Genomic DNA, 20191 nt, shown 5'->3' on the forward strand with positions numbered 1-20191 from the left:
AGAGGGTATGGTTAAACGCTGGTTAAGTCGGTATTTAGCGCGAAAGCAACTTTTGGCAGCTGATGCCTATAAAGAGCGCTATGTAGTGATAGACATGGAGTTAACGGGCCTTGACCCTCGCCAGCACGAAATTGTTTCGGTGGCGTGGGTAATGATAGAAGATCAGTGCATCAAATTCAGTGGTGCGCAGCACTTAATAAATAAAGACGTGCAAAGCTTAGAGCAAAGCCCGATTTATCACGGTATCGCTAAACATGATATCGCTGCAGGTGAGAGCCTCGAAACCATTCTTGGCAAGCTGCATCAGCATTTTGGTGAGTGCATTCTAGTGTTTCATAACGCGGCACTAGATTGGGGGTTCTTAAAACAGGCGTGCAGAACGCTTGGTTTAGATGCAAAGGCGCGTTTAATTCTTGATACCTTCGTTATTGAAAAAAAACGCCTGCACCAGCAAGGCCACGAAATTGGCCACGATGATTTAACACTAAGCGAATGTCGCAAGCGCTACAACTTACCGCATTACAGCTCGCACCATGCCCTTACTGATGCGATGGCAACGGCCGAGTTATTCTTAGCACAGTGTCATCAAATTAGTCGTGGTAAGGCATTGAAAGTAGGAGAGCTTGTGTGAATCAGTTAGAATTAAAAGTGCCCCCAGTTGCGCTGGTTTTGATCATTGCGTTGATGATGTGGGGCACAGCAGAGTTGTTTACGAGTTTTAGCTTCTCGTTTTTTGCAGCATCTTTTGTAGCACTACTCATTGCATTTTCAGGTGTGGTGTTTGCTTTATTAGGTGTTTATCAATTTCGCAAGCAAGGCACGACCGTTGACCCTCGAATTCCAGAACAGTCAGCAAGTCTTGTTACCAGTGGTGTTTATCAATTTAGCCGTAACCCAATGTATGTAGGTATGTTATTAATGCTAGTTGGTTGGGGAATCTATCTTGGTAATATTGCGAGTTTTATTATGCTGCCGATATTTATTCTTTATATGAATCGATTTCAAATTATGCCAGAAGAAACGTTTATGGCAGAGAAGTTTGGATTAGCATACCAGCAATACAAAAAATCTGTTCGTCGCTGGCTATAAAGGATTAAAGAAAGAGACAGAGGTTGCTAACGCAGATTTATTTACCTTGCCCTCTTATAAAAACTTTTCAGGTCGATTACCAAAATTGTGCCATCTAGGGTTGTTAAAGTAGTTTTATTTACCTTGCCCTCTTATAAAAACTTCAAAGGTCGATTACCAAAACTGCGCCATCTAAAACATACTAAGCAATTTTTATTTTTGCAGACCTCTTATAAAAACTCTTCAGGTCGATTACCAAAATTGAGCCATCTAGGGTTGTTAAAGTAGTTTTATTTACCTTGCCCTCTTATAAAAATGTGTAAGGTCGATTACAATACCGCCATCTAAAAGGCAGCTGCCTTTATCTGCAAGCAAATAGAGTGGATTTTCTTCTTCATGGCAATCAAACTTGCAATTAATGGTTTTGGTCGAATCGGGCGCAATATCGTCCGTGCCCTGTATGAATCTGGGCTTGAAGATCAACTCAAAATTGTCGCTATTAACGAATTAGCCGACCCAAAGGGCATTGCCCATCTCCTTAAATACGATACATCTCATGGCCGCTTTTCATTCCCTGTTAATCTTGGCGAAGATACTTTAACGGTTGCTAACGACTCTATAGCCTTATTTGCAGAAGAAAACCCTGCAGAACTGCCTTGGCAAACACTAGATATTGATGTGGTTCTTGAATGTACTGGGGTGTATCACTCACGTGAACATGCAGAGCTACACTTAGCTGCGGGCGCAAAAAAAGTATTGTTTTCACAGCCAGCAGATGCTGATGTTGATGCCACAATTGTGTATGGTATTAACGATGATGAGCTAAAAGCAGAACATACGATTGTTTCAAATGGTTCATGTACCACAAACTGTATTGTGCCAGTGATTAAAGTGTTAGATGACGCATTTTCAATTGAATCTGGGGCCATTACGACGATTCATGCCTCGATGCATGATCAACAAGTGATTGATGCGTATCATCATGATTTGCGTCGTACTCGCGCCGCAAGCCAGTCTATTATTCCGGTAGATACAAAGCTTGCGCGTGGTATTGAGCGCATTTTGCCTAAGTTTCATAGTCGCTTTGAGGCCATTGCTGTTAGGGTACCAACTATCAATGTGACGGCGATGGATTTAAGTGTAACAGTGAATACCGATGTGAATTTAGCGACTGTCAATCAAGCACTTAAGTTAGCAGCAAAAGACCGTCTTGAAGGTATTTTAAGCTACACAGAAGAGCCATTGGTATCGGTAGATTTTAATCATGACCCACATTCTTGTATCATAGATGGCACTCAGACACGTGTTAGTCATAAACGACTGATAAAGTTGTTAGTGTGGTGCGATAATGAGTGGGGCTTTGCTAATCGTATGCTCGACACTGCGCGTGCGATGATGGCTGTAAGCCAATAATGTATAAATATAATATTAGTATCGTTAACTAAGGAGAAGTCCATGTCGGTCATTAAAATGGCAGATTTAGATTTAAACGGCAAACGCGTGTTAATTCGTGAAGATTTAAATGTGCCTGTAAAAGAAGGTAAAGTGACCTCTGATGCACGTATTCGTGCAGCATTACCAACTATTAAATTAGCGTTAGAAAAAGGCGCTAAAGTAATGGTGATGTCACACCTTGGCCGCCCTACGGAAGGGGAATATGATGAAGCGTTTTCACTCGCCCCTGTTGTTGATTATTTAAATAATGCTCTTGAGCAAACTGTTCGTCTTGAAAAAGATTACCTTGATGGTGTTGACGTAGCAGACAACGAAGTGGTTGTTTTTGAAAACGTGCGTTTTAACGTTGGCGAAAAGAAAAATGACGAAACACTGTCTAAAAAATTAGCTGCATTATGTGATGTTTACGTAATGGATGCATTTGGTACGGCTCACCGTGCACAAGCATCGACTCACGGTGTGGGCTTATTTGCTGATGTTGCATGTGCAGGTCCACTTCTTGCGGCCGAGCTAGACGCACTAGGTAAAGCGCTTGATAACCCCGCTCGTCCTTTAGTGGCTATCGTTGGTGGCTCTAAAGTATCGACTAAGTTAACTGTACTTGATTCGCTATCTAAAGTGGTTGATCAACTTGTAACGGGTGGTGGTATTGCTAATACCTTCATCGCGGCAGCAGGGCACCCAGTAGGTAAATCTTTATTTGAAGCTGATTTAATCGATGAAGCAAACAAATTAAGTGCAGCTGCAAAAGCGAATAATGGCGAAATTCCTGTACCAACAGATGTTGTTGTAGGTAATGAATTCTCTGAATCTGCAGTAGCGACACTAAAAGATGTGACTGAAGTAACAGATGAAGACATGATTTTTGATATTGGCCCTGATACAGCAAACCAATTAGCAAAAATTATTGCTAATGCGGGTACCGTTGTATGGAATGGTCCAGTAGGTGTATTTGAATTTGATCAATTCGGTAACGGCACACGTGCTATTGCAGATGCGATTGCTAACTCAAATGCATTCTCGATTGCTGGTGGCGGTGATACGCTTGCAGCGATTGATAAATACGGCATTGCCGATAAAGTTTCTTACATTTCAACCGGTGGCGGTGCTTTCCTTGAATTTTTAGAAGGGAAAAAACTACCAGCAGTTGCTATGCTTGAAGAACGTGCTAAGTAATTAGTGCGAAAGCTAGCGTAGTTGTTAAGTAATTACGCTGGTTTAGCTGTTTATAAAATACCTCTCACCCTCATTTTATTTACAGCTATTACGGTAGGCGACAGCTTCTCGCGATGCAGTGATGCATCAAAAAATAACTTATATCCGTTCAAACTAGATGGTAGGTAACTACTGTCGATACAATTTGGAGAATACCAAATGGCTTTAATCAGTATGCGACAACTTCTTGATCATGCAGCTGAAAATGGTTATGGCGTACCTGCGTTTAACGTTAATAACCAAGAGCAAATGCGTGCAATTATGGAAGCGGCTGACAAAACAAACAGCCCAGTAATTGTACAAGGTTCTGCAGGCGCTCGCGCCTATGCCGGTGCCCCTTTTATTCGTCATATGATTTTAGCTGCCGTTGAAGAATGGCCACATATCCCAGTTGTAATGCATCAAGACCACGGTACATCACCGGGTGTATGTCAGCGTTCAATCCAATTAGGCTTTTCATCAGTAATGATGGATGGCTCATTAATGTCTGATGGTAAAACCCCTTCAAGCTACGAATATAATGTTGATGTAACACGTCAAACAGTTGAAATGGCGCATGCTTGTGGTGTGTCTGTTGAAGGCGAGTTAGGTGTTTTAGGTTCACTTGAAACAGGTGAAGCAGGTGAAGAAGATGGCGTTGGTGCAGAAGGTAAACTGTCTACGGATCAAATGCTAACAGATCCAGAAGAAGCGGCTGACTTCGTCCGTAAAACGAAAGTGGATGCACTGGCTATCGCTTGTGGTACATCACATGGTGCGTACAAATTCACTCGTCCACCAACAGACGATATCTTAGCGATTGATCGCATCAAAGAGATCCATGCCCGTATTCCTAACACTCACTTAGTAATGCATGGTTCGTCTTCAGTGCCACAAGAGTGGTTAGAAGTGATCAATCAATACGGTGGTGAAATCCCTGAGACTTATGGTGTGCCAGTAGAGCAGATCATCGAAGGTATTAAGTATGGTGTTCGTAAAGTAAATATCGATACCGATCTTCGTTTAGCATCAACAGGTGCTATTCGTCGTCACTTAGCTTTAAACCCAGCTAACTTCGATCCACGTAAATACTTAGCAGAAGCAACGAAAGCAATGACTGAGATCTGTGTTGCTCGTTACGAAGCCTTTGGTACTGCGGGTCAAGCGGCTAAGATCAAGCCAATCTCTTTAGATGATATGCACCTTAAATACTTATCGGGTGAACTTGATCCACAAATCAAGTAATTGATAATAAGTTGAAAAAGCCGGCTTTTTGCCGGTTTTTTATTGCCTTGATCAAGACGGATCATCGGTTTACTTACTCATGCACCTCAGGATCAGTGTTTTACTAACCTTGGCTTTCACGGATCATTATTTTACTAGTTGTAGACTGATCAGGGGCTTTTCTTTGTTCACCTTTTAAACAATGGGCTGATCGCCCTAACATTAAATCAACAAGTTAACGTACTCTCTAAGTAAAAAACTGATCTGTGATTGATCAACTTAGTAAAAGCCTGATCCTGATCTGATTTAGTTGGTAGATCAGTGATCCGTGATTTTTATTTGAAATATCCTCTCCTTGCCTTGACCAAAAGCCCTTTATGTTCGATTTTTAAGTTACTGCTTAAATTAAGGATCGCTACCATGAAAAAACCTGCCATGATGTTGTCGAGCTTTGCTATGTGCTTTATTTCCTTTCATAGTGCTGCCGAAGCAGTAGATGTATATGGACGGGCTCATTTAGGGATTGCTAACAGCGACACTGGAAATGGCAGTGAAACTTCCATAGAGAGCTACAACTCACGAATGGGGATCAAAGGTAGTGGTGATATAAGTGATGGTTTAAAAGCCGTATATAAATTTGAATTTGCGGTTAATGCCGCTGATCAAGACAGCGATGGTAAAACTGAAGAGAATATTACCGCACGTAATCAATATGTAGGTTTACAAGGCAGTTATGGGCAAATTGTGATAGGCCGTCATGATACTGCGTTGAAGGTCGCACAAGGCAAAGTTGATTTAATGAATGACTTTAATGGTGATATTAAGGCTTTGTTTAATGGTGAAAACCGTCTTGGTGATGTGCTGCATTATAACTCACCAATAGTTGGTAATATGCAGTTTGTAGTGACCTATATTGCTGAAGATAACTCCAAACAAAATGATGAAACAGGTATTTCTGCAGCGATAACATATGGTGATAGCAAGCTTAAAAAAGCGCCTTATTTTGTAAGTGTTGCCCACGACAGTAAAGTAGCAGGTTACGATACAACACGGTTTACTGCGCAAGGTAAATTAGGTGAGCTAACCTTAGGCGGTATGTATCAACAAAGTGAAAAAGTATCGGGTTCAAACAAAGAAGATGGCTTTTTAGTCAGTGCCTCTTATAAAATTGATAAATATAAATTACTCGCACAATATCAAGACTCTGATGGTGACTTTGGCAAGCTCAAAGATTCAGGCAGTGGTACCTCAGTCGGTGTGGAGCGAAGCCTGTCAAAACAAGCACGTATGTATATGTGGTATACGCAATTTTCACTAGATAATAATTCTGATGAAGATCATTTAGCAGTCACTTTAAGGTATGATTTTTAGCCTGAAAAGGCTGTTTTTTCCTTAAAATTGCTTATTTTTACGCTGATTTTTTTGAAGTTTTTGAATTACTCGTTAGACTTTCATAAAAATGTCATACTTAGTCATAATAATGAAACCAGTTCGCTAACGTAAGAGATAAATTGGAATGTCACGTAAAGTACTAGTCGTCGATGACGAAGCGCCTATCAGAGAGATGCTGGTTTTTGTTTTAGAACAAAATGGTTTTCAAGCAATTGAAGCAGAAGATTATGACTCTGCTATTGAAGCGATGGTTGAGCCATACCCAGATATGGTTTTATTAGATTGGATGTTACCTGGTGGTAGCGGAATCCAAATCGCTAAAAAGTTCAAGCAAAATGAATATACTCGTCAAATCCCTATCATAATGCTGACAGCGCGCGGTGAAGAAGAAGATAAAGTGCGCGGATTAGAAGTAGGTGCTGATGACTACGTAACAAAACCTTTCTCACCAAAAGAATTAATGGCGCGTATTAAAGCGGTTATTCGCCGTGTTTCACCTACTTCATTAGAAGAAGCTATTGAAGTTCATGGTTTACGCCTTGACCCAATTTCACACCGTGTAACATCAGAAGGTAGTGAATTAGATATGGGACCAACAGAATTTAGACTACTGCATTTTTTCATGACTCATCCTGAACGTGTTTACAGCCGTGAACAATTACTTGATCATGTATGGGGAACAAATGTATACGTAGAAGACCGTACTGTTGATGTGCATATTCGTCGTCTACGTAAAGCGATTGCACCATTGGGGCATGACCGTTTAGTGCAAACCGTTCGTGGTGCAGGCTATCGTTTTTCAAGTAAATTATAAGTGTCATAGGAATGACCTTAACAAGCTAATTTACATACTTAAGGTAAAGTGAGTGTATGTATCGAGTAGTGAATAAACAGGCGTTAGCAAAACGCCTGTTTATGTATTTCTTACCCTTGTTATTAGTTGGCGTACTTGTAGGTGCGCCTTTTTTGCTTTTATTTTTAGGCTCTTTTGCACTTCTAATTTGGCATTATCATCAATTATATCGCCTCAGCGATTGGCTCCTTAATCAACGTAGTTTTAACCCACCTGAAGGGGAGGGAGCGTGGGAGCAAGTCTTTGAAGGGATTTATCATTTACAACATCGTAACCGTAAAAAACGCAATGAACTGGCAGATTTAATACGCCGTTTTCGAGATGGTGCTGAAGCGGTACCTGATGCCGTTGTGGTACTACAAAAAGATCTCAGTATTATATGGTGTAACCAGCTAGCACTTAAAGTGTTAGGGCTACAATGGCCGACCGATCATGGGCAACGCTTAGATAATCTTATTCGCGATCCCAAATTTGCTAAGTATATGCACAAAGCCTGTTTCGATGAACCGCTCGAGCTTGATGGTGGCCACAGCTACGATCAAACTCTAGAGTTTCGTGTTATGCCTTATGCAAGTTCGCAGTTGATGATGGTAGTGCGTGATGTCACGCGCTTAAAGCAACTAGAACAAATGCGAAAAGATTTTGTGGCTAATGTGTCTCATGAGCTAAGAACACCGCTTACGGTGGTAACCGGTTACTTAGAAATGCTTGATTCAGAAAGCCTGCCACCTCCTGCAATGTGGCACAAAGCGCAAACGACTATGCTCGAGCAATGTAAGCGAATGGACAGCTTGGTTAATCAATTGCTGTCGCTGTCGCGGATTGAAGGGGCGCGTCGTCAAGATAACGACAAGCCTGTCAATGTACCGCAGCTGCTTACCTATATTCAAACTGAGGCACAGTCACTAAATCAAGATAAAGGTCATGAACTGATTTTTAACATTGATGCCAGCCTCGATATAAAAGGTGCTGAAGATGAATTGCGTAGTGCCTTTTCTAACCTTGTTTTTAATGCCATTCATTACACCAAGCCTGGCGGCAAAATCGTGGTTGATTGGCAGCGTAAAAATGACCAAGCTTTATTTAGTGTGACCGATAATGGCGATGGCATTGCCGCAGAGCACATAAACCGCTTAACGGAACGTTTTTATCGTGTAGACAAGGCTCGTAGCCGCACTACTGGTGGTTCTGGCTTAGGTTTAGCTATTACAAAACATGTACTTACACGTCATGACAGCCGTTTAGATATTCGCAGTCAATTAGGAAAGGGTTCAACTTTTTCGTTCGCATTTGGTAATGAAAAAATCGTATCGATAGTAGAAAAAATTGAAAAAACTGCAAAGTCATAAAAATGTCATTTTAGAGTAATCTAACTGTCATCTAGTGTCATTAGAGTAGACCGCAGTTAGGAAATGGGACGAACAAATCGGAGTAACCCCTATGAAATTCAAAAATCTCGTTGCCGCAATGGGTGTGGCTGTAACAACATTTGTATCAGCACAAGCAGCTGCAGTAGATAAAGATATGCCTGAGTACACAAAAACAAGTGGTATCTCTGGTAACTTCTCATCTGTAGGTTCTGACACGCTTGCAAACATGATGACGTTCTGGGCAGAAGAGTACAAACGCTTCTATCCAAACGTGAACATCCAAATTCAAGCAGCGGGTTCTTCAACGGCTCCACCTGCATTAACTGAAGGTACAGCAAACTTCGGCCCTATGAGCCGTCGTATGAAGTCAAAAGAAATTGAAGCATTCGAAAAACGTTACGGCTATAAGCCAACTGAAGTACGCGTTGCAATCGATGCACTTGCTGTATTCGTACACAAAGACAATCCAATCAAAGGTTTACGTATTGACCAAGTTGACGCGATTTTCTCTTCTACACGTAAATGTGGTGCTGAAGCAGAAGTTAACCGTTGGAGCGATGTTGGTCTAGAAGGCGATTGGGCTGCAAAAGATATTCAGCTTTACGGTCGTAACTCAGTATCGGGTACTTACGGTTACTTTAAGAAAAAAGCACTTTGTAAAGGTGACTTCCGTAATAACGTAAACGAACAGCCTGGTTCTGCATCTGTAGTACAGTCAATCTCTTCGTCAGTGAACGCGATTGGTTACTCAGGTATCGGTTATAAAACATCAGGTGTACGTACAGTACCACTTGCTAAGAAAGGCGATAACTTTGTTGATGCAACATTAGAAAACGTAGCAACAGGTAAATACCCACTATCTCGTTTCTTATATGTTTACGTGAACAAGCACCCTAACAAGCCTCTTGCACCAATTGATGCAGAGTTCTTAAAAATGGTGTTATCTGTAGATGGTCAAAAAATTGTTGAGAAAGATGGTTATGTGCCACTTTCAGGCAAAATGGCAATGGCTGAACTTAAAAAGCTAGGCCTTCTGTAACAACCATACAGACATAGCTAAGAAAACCGCTCATTGAGCGGTTTTTTTTCGTTTAGCTTTTGGCAAAGAGCTTGGCTTTAATACGTTGCTGAGCAATACGTACTTGCTTACGCTTTTTACCCGAAGGTGCCTTAAAGCTTTGAATTGGCATTACCGTAGGGTATTCATTCGGTAATGCAGGAACACTAAAGTCAGCATGTTCATCTTTTGGTAAACCAATTTCTTGTTGGTGTACACGAAGTGCCGCTAAAGTATCATCGTTTTCAACTTCACTTGGGCATAAAAATAAACCCATTTTACGCATTTTAACACCTAAGCCGATGCTACTTGAGTAGCGTACAATCGGTGCAGCCAAAATAAGACCCACTAAAATAGGTGATAACCACCAAAAGAAGGTTGGTGTGAAGTAGTAAGCGACGCCTCCCCAAATAATTGCGGTAATAGTCGAAAATAACGTATAACCAATCGCTTCTTTCCAAGGCACCATGCGGCCTTCACGAGGCTGTGCATCCCAACTGACTTTTTTACCCAAAAATACGCATACTACAAAATAGCTATGAAATACCATCATTAGCGGTGCAATCACAATCGCAAAAATGGTTTCGATGACTGAACCTGCAATAAGCTTCATGGTGCCGCCAAAGGCTTTGTTACGGTGTACCAAAGTTACAATAACACCCATTAATTTTGGCAGTAACAACAGCACGGCAGTAATAAATAATAACGAATCAATTAAATCTGTTTTGGCAATTTGCCAAGTAGGGAAAAGCTGATAAGCATGGTTAAAATACACGTCACTATTCAGCGCACGAGTCACCGCATCTAAGGTACTTAATGCCAGCATAGATAACCAAATTAACGATGAGATATAGGCTGTGGCACCAAATAAAAAGTGCATTTTACTCATTAGCTTAAGGCCAGATTTAGGCAATAAACCTAAATGCTGGATATTACCTTGCACCCAACGTCTATCACGAATCGCATAATCAAGAATATTACTTGGTACTTCTTCGTAACTACCTTCAACATCGCTCAGCAGTAACACATCCCAGCCACTACGATGAAGAAGTGAAGCTTCGACGAAGTCATGACTTAAAATCTCACCACCAAATGGGGCATTGCCTTTTAAAACTGGCAGACCGCAGCATTTAGTGAATGCCTCAACGCGAATAATGGCGTTGTGACCCCAGTAGTTTGCTTGGTTTGTTTGCCAAAAAGCAGAACCGGTTGCTAGCATCGGGCTATATAAAATTGAGGCAAACTGTAAAAAGCGACCAAAAAACGTGTCTTGGCGAACTGGAATTGGAATAGTTTGGATTAAGCCTGATTTTGGATTACTGATCATGCTAGCAGTAAGCTCGAGCATACACTGACCCGTCATAATGCTATCGGCATCAAGTACAATCATGTGATCGTATTGGCTACCCCAACGTTCACAAAAGTCGGTTAAGTTACCTACTTTACGGTGTTTATTGTCTTCACGGCGACGATAAAAGGTATGCTTTGCTAAATCACCTAAGCGTTTAGTGAGTGCATTCCATGCTTTAAGTTCATTACGAGCAATTTCAGGGTCTTGCGTATCACTAAGCAAGTAAAAGTCGTAATGTGGCATCTGCCCTGTTTTTGCCAGCGAGCGAAGGCTAACTTCAAAACCAGCTATCACACGTTCTGTATCTTCATTGTAGATAGGCATAACAATGGCTGTTTTAGTTTGGCTTAAGGCATGCTGATCAATCTCGATTGGTTTTTGACGTTTTAAGGTCAACGGGTCAATACGAAATAATTGCAGGATGAAGCCCATACAGCCACTACAAAAGGCTGTAACAATCCACGCGAAGGTGACTGTAAATAATGCCAGTAAAGCGTACTCAAGCGGTGTCATGCCGTTAGAATTTAAAATATCGAACATGATCCACACGCCATAGGCGGTAATGGTGAGCGCTAGGCTCGAAAAAAGCCAAGCGCGTGTTTTTTTGAACGGCATTGCTGTTGCTTCTAATGCTTTACTATTGGACGTCGTTTGGATACCAGACATAGCTCCATACCTCGCTGATTTCTTTGTCACGTAGTTTTAACGATAAGCGCATATCTACAGGCTTATCTCCCTCTGGCGCCACTTTAAAGGCTACGCGCCATCCTTGATTATTTGGTAACTGCTGCACAGTTTTATCGCTCACTTGACCTGATGACAGGGTTAAATCGGCCATCATGGCAAAATTAGCTGAAAGTTGATTGATGTTTTCACCACTAAAATCTACGGTAAATTGACGATGACTTTTCGGTGGCGGATTCTTCTCACCCGGAAGTGCAGCACTACCAATTCGGGTTCTTAACACACTCGCTTTATCTTGAGTTGCAAGCGTGGCATTGAAAGTTGAAAGCTTGTAACTAAAGCTTAAGTTGTCACCGGCTTTCATTGGCTGCTCTGGCACCCAATAGCTAACAATATTGTCGTTGGTTTCTGTATCTGTTGGGATCTCAACTAACTCAACGCGTCCTTTACCCCACGCACCAAGTGGCTCAATCCACATGCTCGGACGATTATGGTAATGTGCCTCGGTATCAAGGTAGTTATTAAAGTCACGGTCTCGTTGCGCTAAACCAAAGCCTTTTGGATTATCGTAGCTAAACGAAGTAACGCTTAATTTTTTTGGGTTATTCAGTGCACGCCAAACCCATTGACCTTGTTCTGATTGCATCAAGAGACCATCAGAGTCATGCACTTCTGGGCGGTAATCATCAAAAAACTTGGTACTGTTTTCACCGTGATAGAACATGCTTGTTAAAGGGGCAATCCCAAGTTTTTTAATGTCTTTACGAGCAAAGATCTGCATCTCGGTTTTTACTTCAGTATTGGTAGAAGGTGTTAATTCAAAGCGATAAGCACCTGATACTGATGGGCTGTCTAATAGGGCATAAAGCACGATAGTGGTATCTTCGGGTGCTGGTTTTACTAACCAAAACTCTTTAAACACTGGGAACTCTTCACCTGAATTCAAGGCAGTATCAATAGCAAGACCGCGGGCTGAAAGACCATATACTTGATGCGGGCCTACTAAACGAAAATAAGAAGCACCTTGGAATACTGCAACTTCGTCTTTGTACTCATTATTATTGAGTGGAAAATGCAAGCGGAAACCTGCATGACCAAGTTGTGTATTGGCAATTGCTTTACTGATCTCTTGTTCTAATGGTGCAGCGGTTGCATCGTAACGATAGTAATCTGTTTTAAATGGTAAACTCTTTACTTCAGCATTTTGCTCAACAGTATTAATAGCAACCGGTGAACGGTATAAAAAGCCTGGGTGGAATAACTGCACCTCATACAGGCTTTGATCTTTCCAAATTGCTTTATCAGTACGAAAACGGATTGCACGATAATCTTGATAGCCGATGCTTGTTAATGCTTCAAGCTCTAAATCTTTTGGTGCAACATACGGTTCAGATGCTAATTTCTTTGCGCGAGCCTTGATGACTTCAAATAGCTTTTCTTGAGGAATCGTGATCATTGCAGGCTTAAGCTCAACAGCAGTATTATCCTTTACTTGCTGTTTTTCATTTTCGGTAGCTTGAACCTTGACGGCTGTTTGTTCTGTTTCAGTCGCTTTTGGCTGGTCTGGGTCTTCAATAGCGTAACTAGTACCTGCACTCATGGCTAATAATACGCCCAAGAAGGTCTTCTTTTTGACAGCGCTGAAGAGCTTAGTTCGGGTTTCTGGTCTCATTCAATTTTCCTTTAGCCGTAAATCACGTTAATTCATTCATATCTCTTAGCAATTACTGAACCCATAATAAAAACTAATATTCTCAATGGCTTTGAGTTCGTACAGTAAATGCGAGTTGGTAAAAATTTGAAATTAGTGAGAAACAATTACACGGTTGCAGTTGTTTATTCGTCACCAATATGGAGAAGTTTAATGAACGAAAGCTTGCCCTAATATGAATAGCTTAAAGGACGAACAAAAATATGAACAAAATTACCATAGGCTTAATTGTGAAAGCGAAATTGTAATCGAGGAGGGGAGTGCAGGCACTGAAGGTGTTTTCAGTGCCTCGAAAAATCAGCTTATTTAACTTCACCTAATTTTTCTGCATTGGCTTTACATTGGTTGTAAGCTTCAATGCACTTGTTGCTACAGACTTTATGAACTAAGCCATCAGCCGTGCTTTGTTGTTCACAGCTTGCTTCGCATTGATAGTTTTGCTGAGCACATTGCTGCATTTCTGGATTGTCAATTTTGTTTGAGCAGGCAGACAGTAATGTCATAGCAAACAATGTTGCTGCAATTGCTGGTAGTTTTTTCATGCTTATCCCTAGTTTATGTCTATTCTTTGCAATCCATCTTACCCAGATTGTTGCTATTTAATCCAGCTCAACTTGTAAATTGTCAATTAAACGCACTGTACCTAAATAGGCGGCAGCTAAAATAACAAGTTGTTTATCAGCCGCGGTGGCTGGTTTTAGTGTTGAGCGCTCTGCAATCGAATAATAGTCAGGTTTTAGTCCTGCCATTTCGAGCTGAGTTTTTGCATCAGCCTCAAGTGTTGCGATGTCTGCGTTACCTTGTTTGAGTGCTGTTGCTGTATTATTTAGCGTGGCAAACAGCACTTTTGCGGTGTCTTTTTGCTCATCAGATAAATAGCCATTACGAGAGCTCATGGCAAGCCCAGATATTTCGCGACAAGTAGGTACGCCAATAATTTCAACTGGAATAGATAAATCGCGCGTCATGGTTTTAATGACTTGTAGCTGCTGAAAATCTTTTTCACCAAAACAAGCAAAGTCAGGTTGAACCAAATTGAATAACTTAGTAACAACCGTCGCAACACCTTTAAAGTGACCAGGACGTGAGCCACCACAGTAACCCATAGACACACCCGGTACATCGACAAAACTTTGTTCGCCTAAACCATTCGGATAAATAGTCTCAACAGAAGGGGTAAACACAATGTCAGTACCAAGATCTGCTAAACCTTGCTTGTCTTCGTTCAACGTACGTGGGTAGCTATCAAGGTCTTCATTGGCACCGAACTGCATCGGGTTTACAAAAATACTTACAACGACTTTATCAGCCAGTGTTTTGGCTTTTTCAACAAGTGAAAAGTGGCCTTGATGTAAATTGCCCATGGTTGGCACAAGCGCAATGCTCAGGCCTGCTTGACGCCATGCTTTTACTTGGCTGCGTAACGATTTGATTTCAGTGATTGATTGCATTTATTTAAACTCGTGTTCGGCACTTGGGAAAGCACCACTTTTTACATCTTCACAATACTTTTGCACTGCTGCTGGCATATTGCCTGTCTCTAATAAAAAGTTTTTTGAGAACTTAGGAATATAGCCTGCTGAAATGCCAACTAAGTCGTGCATTACTAAAATTTGTCCATCAGTTTGATTGCCAGCACCAATACCAATAGTTGGAATGCTTAGTTCATCAGTAATACGCTTAGCAAGCTCACTTGGTATGCATTCTAATACGATAAGTTGCGCGCCGGCTGCTTCAAGGGCTTTTGCATCACTGACCATTTTATCAGCTTGAGACTGCTCGCGGCCTTGAATTTTAAAGCCACCAAAAACATGGACAGATTGCGGCGTTAACCCCAAATGACCGCAAACTGGAATACCTTGTTGCGTCATAGCCTTGATGCTGTCGTGCAGCCACTCACCGCCTTCAAGCTTGATCATATTAGCGCCTGCACGCATTAGCTCTGCAGCATTTTTACACGCATCAGTTGGGTTGGCATAGGTCATAAATGGTAAGTCAGCAATCACAAACAATTCACGGCTACCGGCACGTACGCAGCGTGTATGATAAGCAATCTCACTGTTGGTTACTGCTAATGTGTCATCACCACCTTGCAATACCATTCCTAAAGAGTCACCGACTAAAATCACCTCGACGCCATTATCATGAAACAATTTAGCAAAACTGGCATCGTAGGCTGTTAATGCGGTGATTTTTTGTTGTTCTTGTTTCATTTTATTGAGAGTTGAAACGGTGATTTTAGACATAATTTCCTCTAAGGCTTTGCCTTGGTTGATTACTGCTGAGGGAGTTGTTGTAAACCGTTTAAAGGCAACGTTTTTGTTATATCAGCAAGTGATTGATTGTTCGGTAAAATGAGTGATGGCGCGATTTCAAGTAGCGGATACACCACAAATTCTCGCTCTGTTAGGCCGTAATGAGGCACGGTTAGGCGAGGGGTGTCGATCACATCATTGGCGAACAATAAAATATCTATATCAAGGGTACGTGGACCCCAGCGTTCTTCTTTACGTACTCGACCATGTTCAAGTTCAATAGCTTGAGTTAAATCAAGTAGCTGTTCAGGTTGTAATGCTGTTTTAACACAGGCTACGGCATTTACATAGTCAGGTTGATCCTGTGGTCCCATAGGTTTACTTGCGTAATCGTGCGAGACACAGACAAACTCAACTTCCTTTAAGGCTTTTAACGCTTCAACGGCTGCATGAATTTGTTTACGTGGCGCATTTAAATTAGCGCCTAATCCTAAATAAACCGTGTTCATACTTAATCAGCTTTTTTCTTGCGAGGGCGGCGGCGACGCTTCGGCCCACCTTGATGGCCGAGGTTTTTAACCATTTCTTTTTGCCCGTTGATGTCTTGGCTTAGGTAGGTTGTCCACCAAGTTGCCAGCTCTTCGTGCTGCTCTTCACCAGCTTGAACTCGAAGTAGTAAGAAGTCATAAGCTGCTTTAAAACGTGGTTGTTGCGTTAGCCTGTAGGCGCGCTGACCACCTCGTTTATCAAGACGTTGCTGAATATGCCAAATATCACGAGCACCTAATGTAAAGCGTTTTGGTACTGCAACATGTTGCGCGTTCTCACTGAGTACTTTATTCATTGCTTGCGCAAATGCATCGTATTCTGACAGTTGGTCGCGCTGTTGTAGTTTCTTCGCAATATTAAGTAGTGGAAACCACAATATAGCGGCAAAAATAAAGGCCGGAGTGACTTTTTTATCGGCATTAATACGCTTATCTGTGTTTTTAAACATTTGCAGAATAAACGCATGCTCAATGCCATCTGGGTTAGCATCTAAGATTTTATCAAGCGCAGGAAAGAGCGCTTTGAATAACCCATATTGGCGGAGCATTAAATAGTTTTCTTCTGCTTTGCCGTTTAAGAACAGTTTAAGTGACTCTTCAAATAAACGCGCTGGCGGAATATGATCTAGTAAATTAGCAAGGCCTTTAATGGGTTTTTCTGTGGCAGGCGCTATGCTCATGCCCAACTTTGTTGCAAACCTAACCGCGCGTAACATACGCACAGGGTCTTCACGGTAACGGGTTTCTGGGTCGCCAATCAGCTCGATTTGCTTCGCTTTTATTGCGCTGATACCGTTAGCGTAATCATAAATGCAAAAGTCGTTAATCGAGTAGTACAGTGCATTTATTGAAAAGTCACGGCGTTCAGCATCTTCTTCAATACTGCCGTAGACATTATCGCGCAGGAGTTGCCCGTGTTCGCTTGATTGGCTTATTTGATTTTTACTTTCATCCGCTTCATGGTGACCACGCATGGTAGCAACTTCGATGATTTCGCGACCAAACACAATATGCGCTAGGCGAAAGCGACGGCCGATTAGTCGACAATTACGAAAGAGTTTTTTAATTTGCTCAGGCGTTGCATTAGTTACAACATCAAAATCTTTTGGTTGCTGGCCTAACAATATATCTCGAATACAACCACCTACTAGATAGGCATCAAACCCACCTTCTTTAAGGCGGTATAATACTTTGATTGCATTTGGGCTAAATTGTTTGCGTGAAATACCATGTTCACTGCGCTCGATCACCAAAGGTAACTCGCTCGTTTGTACAGCATTACTGGATGTCGTGGCATTTGGGCCAATAATCTGCCGACAAAATTGAAAAAGCTTGGAAATAATAATCTGTCTCCTACGACGCGGACTCTGCGACTCATCAAGTATAGCGCTTGTTTGTTACTTCGCCGATGAGAGATTGACTCGATAACGGAGTGTTTAATATGACGCTAAAGCAAGGTGTTGATGAATCGTACACTTTGGGTCGCTATCATATACCAGCGTGGCTGAAAAATTAAGTTACTCTACCTTTAAAATTGGCAATTTATTTTGTAATAGTAAGAAAGTCACAAAAAGCTGAGTTAGGATCCTCACTAACTTGGATTTCTAGGCTCTTAGGAACCAGTTCCATACGATAGGTTTTAATTGCCCACTCAAGCATTTGCTCAATGCTTAACGAGAGGATGGATGCCTCAGGCTGTAATCCTAAAAAGCGCAAGGCATCAAACAGTGCAGGTTTAGGATCTTTTTTAGAAATGGCCGGCGCATAATTTTGTTTTGACAATTTAAAACCCGGTTTTGCAACCGCAAGGGGTAAATGTGCATACTGCGGAGCCGGTTGATTAAGTTGCTTAAATAAGCTTAGCTGCCTAGCTGTGGGCTCAAGTAGATCCGCGCCGCGAACAACATGAGAAATACCTTGTGCAATATCATCAACAACCACAACCAGTTGATAGGCGAATAATCCATCACTGCGTTTAATTAGATAATCTTCTTGTGCAAGCTGGTTGTCTACATGGATCTCACCTTGAATTAAATCATCATAGTTGCTGGTAGCAAATTGCTGGGTTAAACGCAGCGCTGAATCAGCTAAAGAATGATTTTTATGTCGGCAATGACCTTGGTAAATGCCCCCGATAGCTTTAATTTCTTTACGGGTGCAATGGCATGCATAAACAAGGTTTTGAGAAATGAGTTCATCAACAATAGCTTGGTACTGTTCATGACGTTGGGTTTGGTAGATTACGCTTTCATCCCAGTGCAGGCCGTAAGCCTCTAGGGTGTGTAATATGTCGTCGCTAGCACCATTTACAACACGCGTTGTGTCGATATCTTCAATGCGTACTAACCATTTTCCTTGATTGGCTTTTGCATCAAGGAAGCTCCCCACAGCCGCTATAAGTGAACCAAAGTGCAATGGCCCCGAAGGGGATGGCGCAAAGCGGCCACGATATTCACGCTTTTGCGTATTAACGGCTGTGGTAGGCATGGGCTAATTAAGCAAATGGGTGTAATTAACCGCGTCCAGATTGTTTTTCTTTAATTTCCGCAAGCGTTTTACAGTCAACACATAAGTCTGCTGTAGGACGCGCTTCTAAGCGGCGGATACCAATTTCGATACCACATGATTCACAAAAACCAAAGTCATCTTCTTTGATTAGTTGAATCGTTTTTTCAATCTTTTTGATCAGTTTACGTTCACGGTCACGAGTACGAAGTTCTAATGAGAATTCTTCTTCTTGTGCTGCACGGTCTACTGGATCTGGAAAGTTAGCTGCCTCGTCTTGCATATGCGATTTAGTGCGGTCAACTTCGTTACGTAAATCATTACGCCAAGCTTCTAAAATTTTTTTGAAATGAGCACGTTGTGCTTCATTCATATACTCTTCACCTGGCTGTTCTTGGTATGGTTCCAACCCGGCCTGAGCCAATAACCCTAGTCTTTTTTGGTCTGGCATAACTTTCTCCTAAATCCTTAATATTTTGCCCAGCGTTAGCCGGCGGCTATAAATAGCAGAATCATTAGATTGAGGCAAATTTATTTTAGCTTAATTTATATGCCTCGACCCCTGATTGCATAAATTGCCATGAGTAGAGCCACTACTCATAATTTTAATAAATTTGCTAAGTTATATAGGCAAAAAAAAATAATACAACTTAAATCGTGTTTTTTATTGTCATTTTAGTAAAAGAGTTGGTTAGCTCAGAAAATCACATTTTTCTTGCAGTTTAATTTCTTCAGCAGAAATTTTTGCTTTGTAAGCAATGACTTCAACACCATTTTCTATTGCATCTGTTAAAAGCTGAGCGTATTTAGGATCGATATGTGCAGCCGCACTTACTTGGTTGATACCTTCATGTAAAACGGCAAAAAATAGCACTGCACGATACCCTTGCTGCGCCATCTCTATTAACTCTCGAAGATGTTTTTGGCCTCGCTCCGTTTTTGCATCCGGAAAATAACCTTGTCCAGATTCTGGTTCTGCTTGCGAAAGCAATGTCACTGATTTTACTTCTACGTAGCAGTGGGGTTTGTGTTCATCTGTTAATAAAAAATCGATACGACTATTTTCTTGGCCGTACTTTACTTCTGAGTTTAGGGTTTGATAGTCAGCAAGCTCTTTAATCACCCCATTTTGCACTGCCTCGTGGACAACTTGATTGGCAATAGCGGTATTGACACAGATAAGCTGATTAAACGTGTTTTCAGTTAATTGTAAAGAGTGGGGATACTTACGTTTAGTGTTGTCACTCGTTGAGTAATAAGCGTTAAAGCCGGGTTCTGCACAACCAGTCATTTTACCAGTGTTAGCGCAGTGAGCGGTAAACTCGTGACCACAAGGCGTTTTTAAATCAGCTAAGAAGCGCTTATAGCGCTTGAGTAAAGTGGCAGATTGTAATGGTGGCGTAAATTTCATGGCGTTATTGGATCGCTTTTAATTTTTGTATGTAATTCAATACATGGACTGAACCACGTCGATATTGGCTATTTATCGCAAGCAGTTGGGAACTGACGCGTGCTGTAGTAAAC

At 41.5% G+C, this 20191-nt stretch carries 19 protein-coding genes; 9 read left to right on the forward strand and 10 right to left on the reverse strand.

The window, feature by feature from the left end; translation table 11 throughout:
- Positions 1-7 precede the first annotated feature (7 nt).
- From ACSFVZ_RS01870 to ACSFVZ_RS01910, 9 genes are all read left to right on the forward strand, one after another.
- Positions 8-631 (forward strand): 3'-5' exonuclease, encoded by a 624-nt coding sequence (locus ACSFVZ_RS01870; protein ID WP_235383257.1) that lies wholly within the window; start codon positions 8-10, stop codon positions 629-631.
- Positions 628-1089, forward strand: coding sequence for a methyltransferase family protein (locus ACSFVZ_RS01875; protein WP_199526297.1), 462 nt, complete (start codon positions 628-630; stop codon positions 1087-1089). Before ACSFVZ_RS01870 ends, ACSFVZ_RS01875 begins: the two co-directional genes overlap by 4 nt.
- Before the next feature lie 375 nt (positions 1090-1464).
- Positions 1465-2481 (forward strand): erythrose-4-phosphate dehydrogenase, encoded by a 1017-nt coding sequence (epd, locus tag ACSFVZ_RS01880; protein ID WP_235383258.1) that lies wholly within the window; start codon positions 1465-1467, stop codon positions 2479-2481.
- A gap of 42 nt (positions 2482-2523) precedes the next feature.
- On the forward strand, positions 2524-3699 hold the full coding sequence (locus ACSFVZ_RS01885) for a phosphoglycerate kinase (RefSeq protein WP_199526296.1): 1176 nt from the start codon (positions 2524-2526) through the stop codon (positions 3697-3699).
- A gap of 198 nt (positions 3700-3897) precedes the next feature.
- The gene (gene fba / locus ACSFVZ_RS01890; RefSeq protein ID WP_063703260.1) at positions 3898-4962 is read left to right on the forward strand and encodes a class II fructose-bisphosphate aldolase; all 1065 of its coding nucleotides are present in this window, start codon (positions 3898-3900) and stop codon (positions 4960-4962) included.
- A 399-nt stretch (positions 4963-5361) separates the two neighbouring features.
- Entirely contained in the window at positions 5362-6312 is a 951-nt protein-coding gene (locus ACSFVZ_RS01895; protein ID WP_135925993.1) for a porin, read from the forward strand.
- A 145-nt stretch (positions 6313-6457) separates the two neighbouring features.
- Entirely contained in the window at positions 6458-7147 is a 690-nt protein-coding gene (phoB, locus tag ACSFVZ_RS01900; RefSeq protein ID WP_054551169.1) for a phosphate regulon transcriptional regulator PhoB, read from the forward strand.
- A 56-nt stretch (positions 7148-7203) separates the two neighbouring features.
- Entirely contained in the window at positions 7204-8535 is a 1332-nt protein-coding gene (gene phoR, locus ACSFVZ_RS01905) for a phosphate regulon sensor histidine kinase PhoR (protein WP_135925992.1), read from the forward strand.
- A gap of 91 nt (positions 8536-8626) precedes the next feature.
- Positions 8627-9595, forward strand: a complete 969-nt coding sequence (locus ACSFVZ_RS01910) for a PstS family phosphate ABC transporter substrate-binding protein (protein ID WP_135925991.1) — start codon at positions 8627-8629, stop codon at positions 9593-9595.
- 52 nt (positions 9596-9647) lie between these two features.
- Here ACSFVZ_RS01910 and mdoH read toward each other — a convergent pair whose 3' ends face one another.
- From mdoH to sfsA, 10 genes are all read right to left on the reverse strand, one after another.
- Positions 9648-11630, reverse strand: coding sequence for a glucans biosynthesis glucosyltransferase MdoH (gene mdoH, locus ACSFVZ_RS01915; protein ID WP_135925990.1), 1983 nt, complete (start codon positions 11628-11630; stop codon positions 9648-9650).
- A complete protein-coding gene (locus tag ACSFVZ_RS01920) occupies positions 11602-13320 on the reverse strand; it encodes an OpgD/OpgG family glucan biosynthesis protein (protein WP_235383260.1) in 1719 nt (572 codons plus the stop codon). The genes mdoH and ACSFVZ_RS01920 overlap by 29 nt, the downstream gene beginning before the upstream one ends.
- Positions 13321-13661: 341 nt before the next feature.
- A complete protein-coding gene (locus ACSFVZ_RS01925; RefSeq protein WP_372799652.1) occupies positions 13662-13862 on the reverse strand; it encodes a hypothetical protein in 201 nt (66 codons plus the stop codon).
- A gap of 96 nt (positions 13863-13958) precedes the next feature.
- The gene (gene panC / locus ACSFVZ_RS01930; RefSeq protein WP_135925988.1) at positions 13959-14810 is read right to left on the reverse strand and encodes a pantoate--beta-alanine ligase; all 852 of its coding nucleotides are present in this window, start codon (positions 14808-14810) and stop codon (positions 13959-13961) included.
- Positions 14811-15605, reverse strand: a complete 795-nt coding sequence (panB, locus tag ACSFVZ_RS01935) for a 3-methyl-2-oxobutanoate hydroxymethyltransferase (protein WP_138558378.1) — start codon at positions 15603-15605, stop codon at positions 14811-14813. It abuts the gene before it with no gap.
- A 29-nt stretch (positions 15606-15634) separates the two neighbouring features.
- A complete protein-coding gene (gene folK, locus ACSFVZ_RS01940; RefSeq protein ID WP_135925986.1) occupies positions 15635-16123 on the reverse strand; it encodes a 2-amino-4-hydroxy-6-hydroxymethyldihydropteridine diphosphokinase in 489 nt (162 codons plus the stop codon).
- Between the two features lie 2 nt (positions 16124-16125).
- Complete coding sequence (gene pcnB, locus ACSFVZ_RS01945; RefSeq protein ID WP_235383261.1) at positions 16126-17412, reverse strand: polynucleotide adenylyltransferase PcnB; 1287 nt, start codon at positions 17410-17412, stop codon at positions 16126-16128.
- Positions 17413-17704: 292 nt separating this feature from the next.
- A complete protein-coding gene (gluQRS, locus tag ACSFVZ_RS01950; protein WP_235403586.1) occupies positions 17705-18649 on the reverse strand; it encodes a tRNA glutamyl-Q(34) synthetase GluQRS in 945 nt (314 codons plus the stop codon).
- Between the two features lie 25 nt (positions 18650-18674).
- A complete protein-coding gene (gene dksA / locus ACSFVZ_RS01955; protein ID WP_135925983.1) occupies positions 18675-19118 on the reverse strand; it encodes an RNA polymerase-binding protein DksA in 444 nt (147 codons plus the stop codon).
- 240 nt (positions 19119-19358) lie between these two features.
- Positions 19359-20078 (reverse strand): DNA/RNA nuclease SfsA, encoded by a 720-nt coding sequence (gene sfsA, locus ACSFVZ_RS01960; protein WP_235383263.1) that lies wholly within the window; start codon positions 20076-20078, stop codon positions 19359-19361.
- Positions 20079-20191: the final 113 nt, after the last annotated feature.

Source organism: Pseudoalteromonas nanhaiensis (genome assembly GCF_051235485.1).
In the GTDB taxonomy this organism is placed as follows: domain Bacteria; phylum Pseudomonadota; class Gammaproteobacteria; order Enterobacterales; family Alteromonadaceae; genus Pseudoalteromonas; species Pseudoalteromonas lipolytica_C.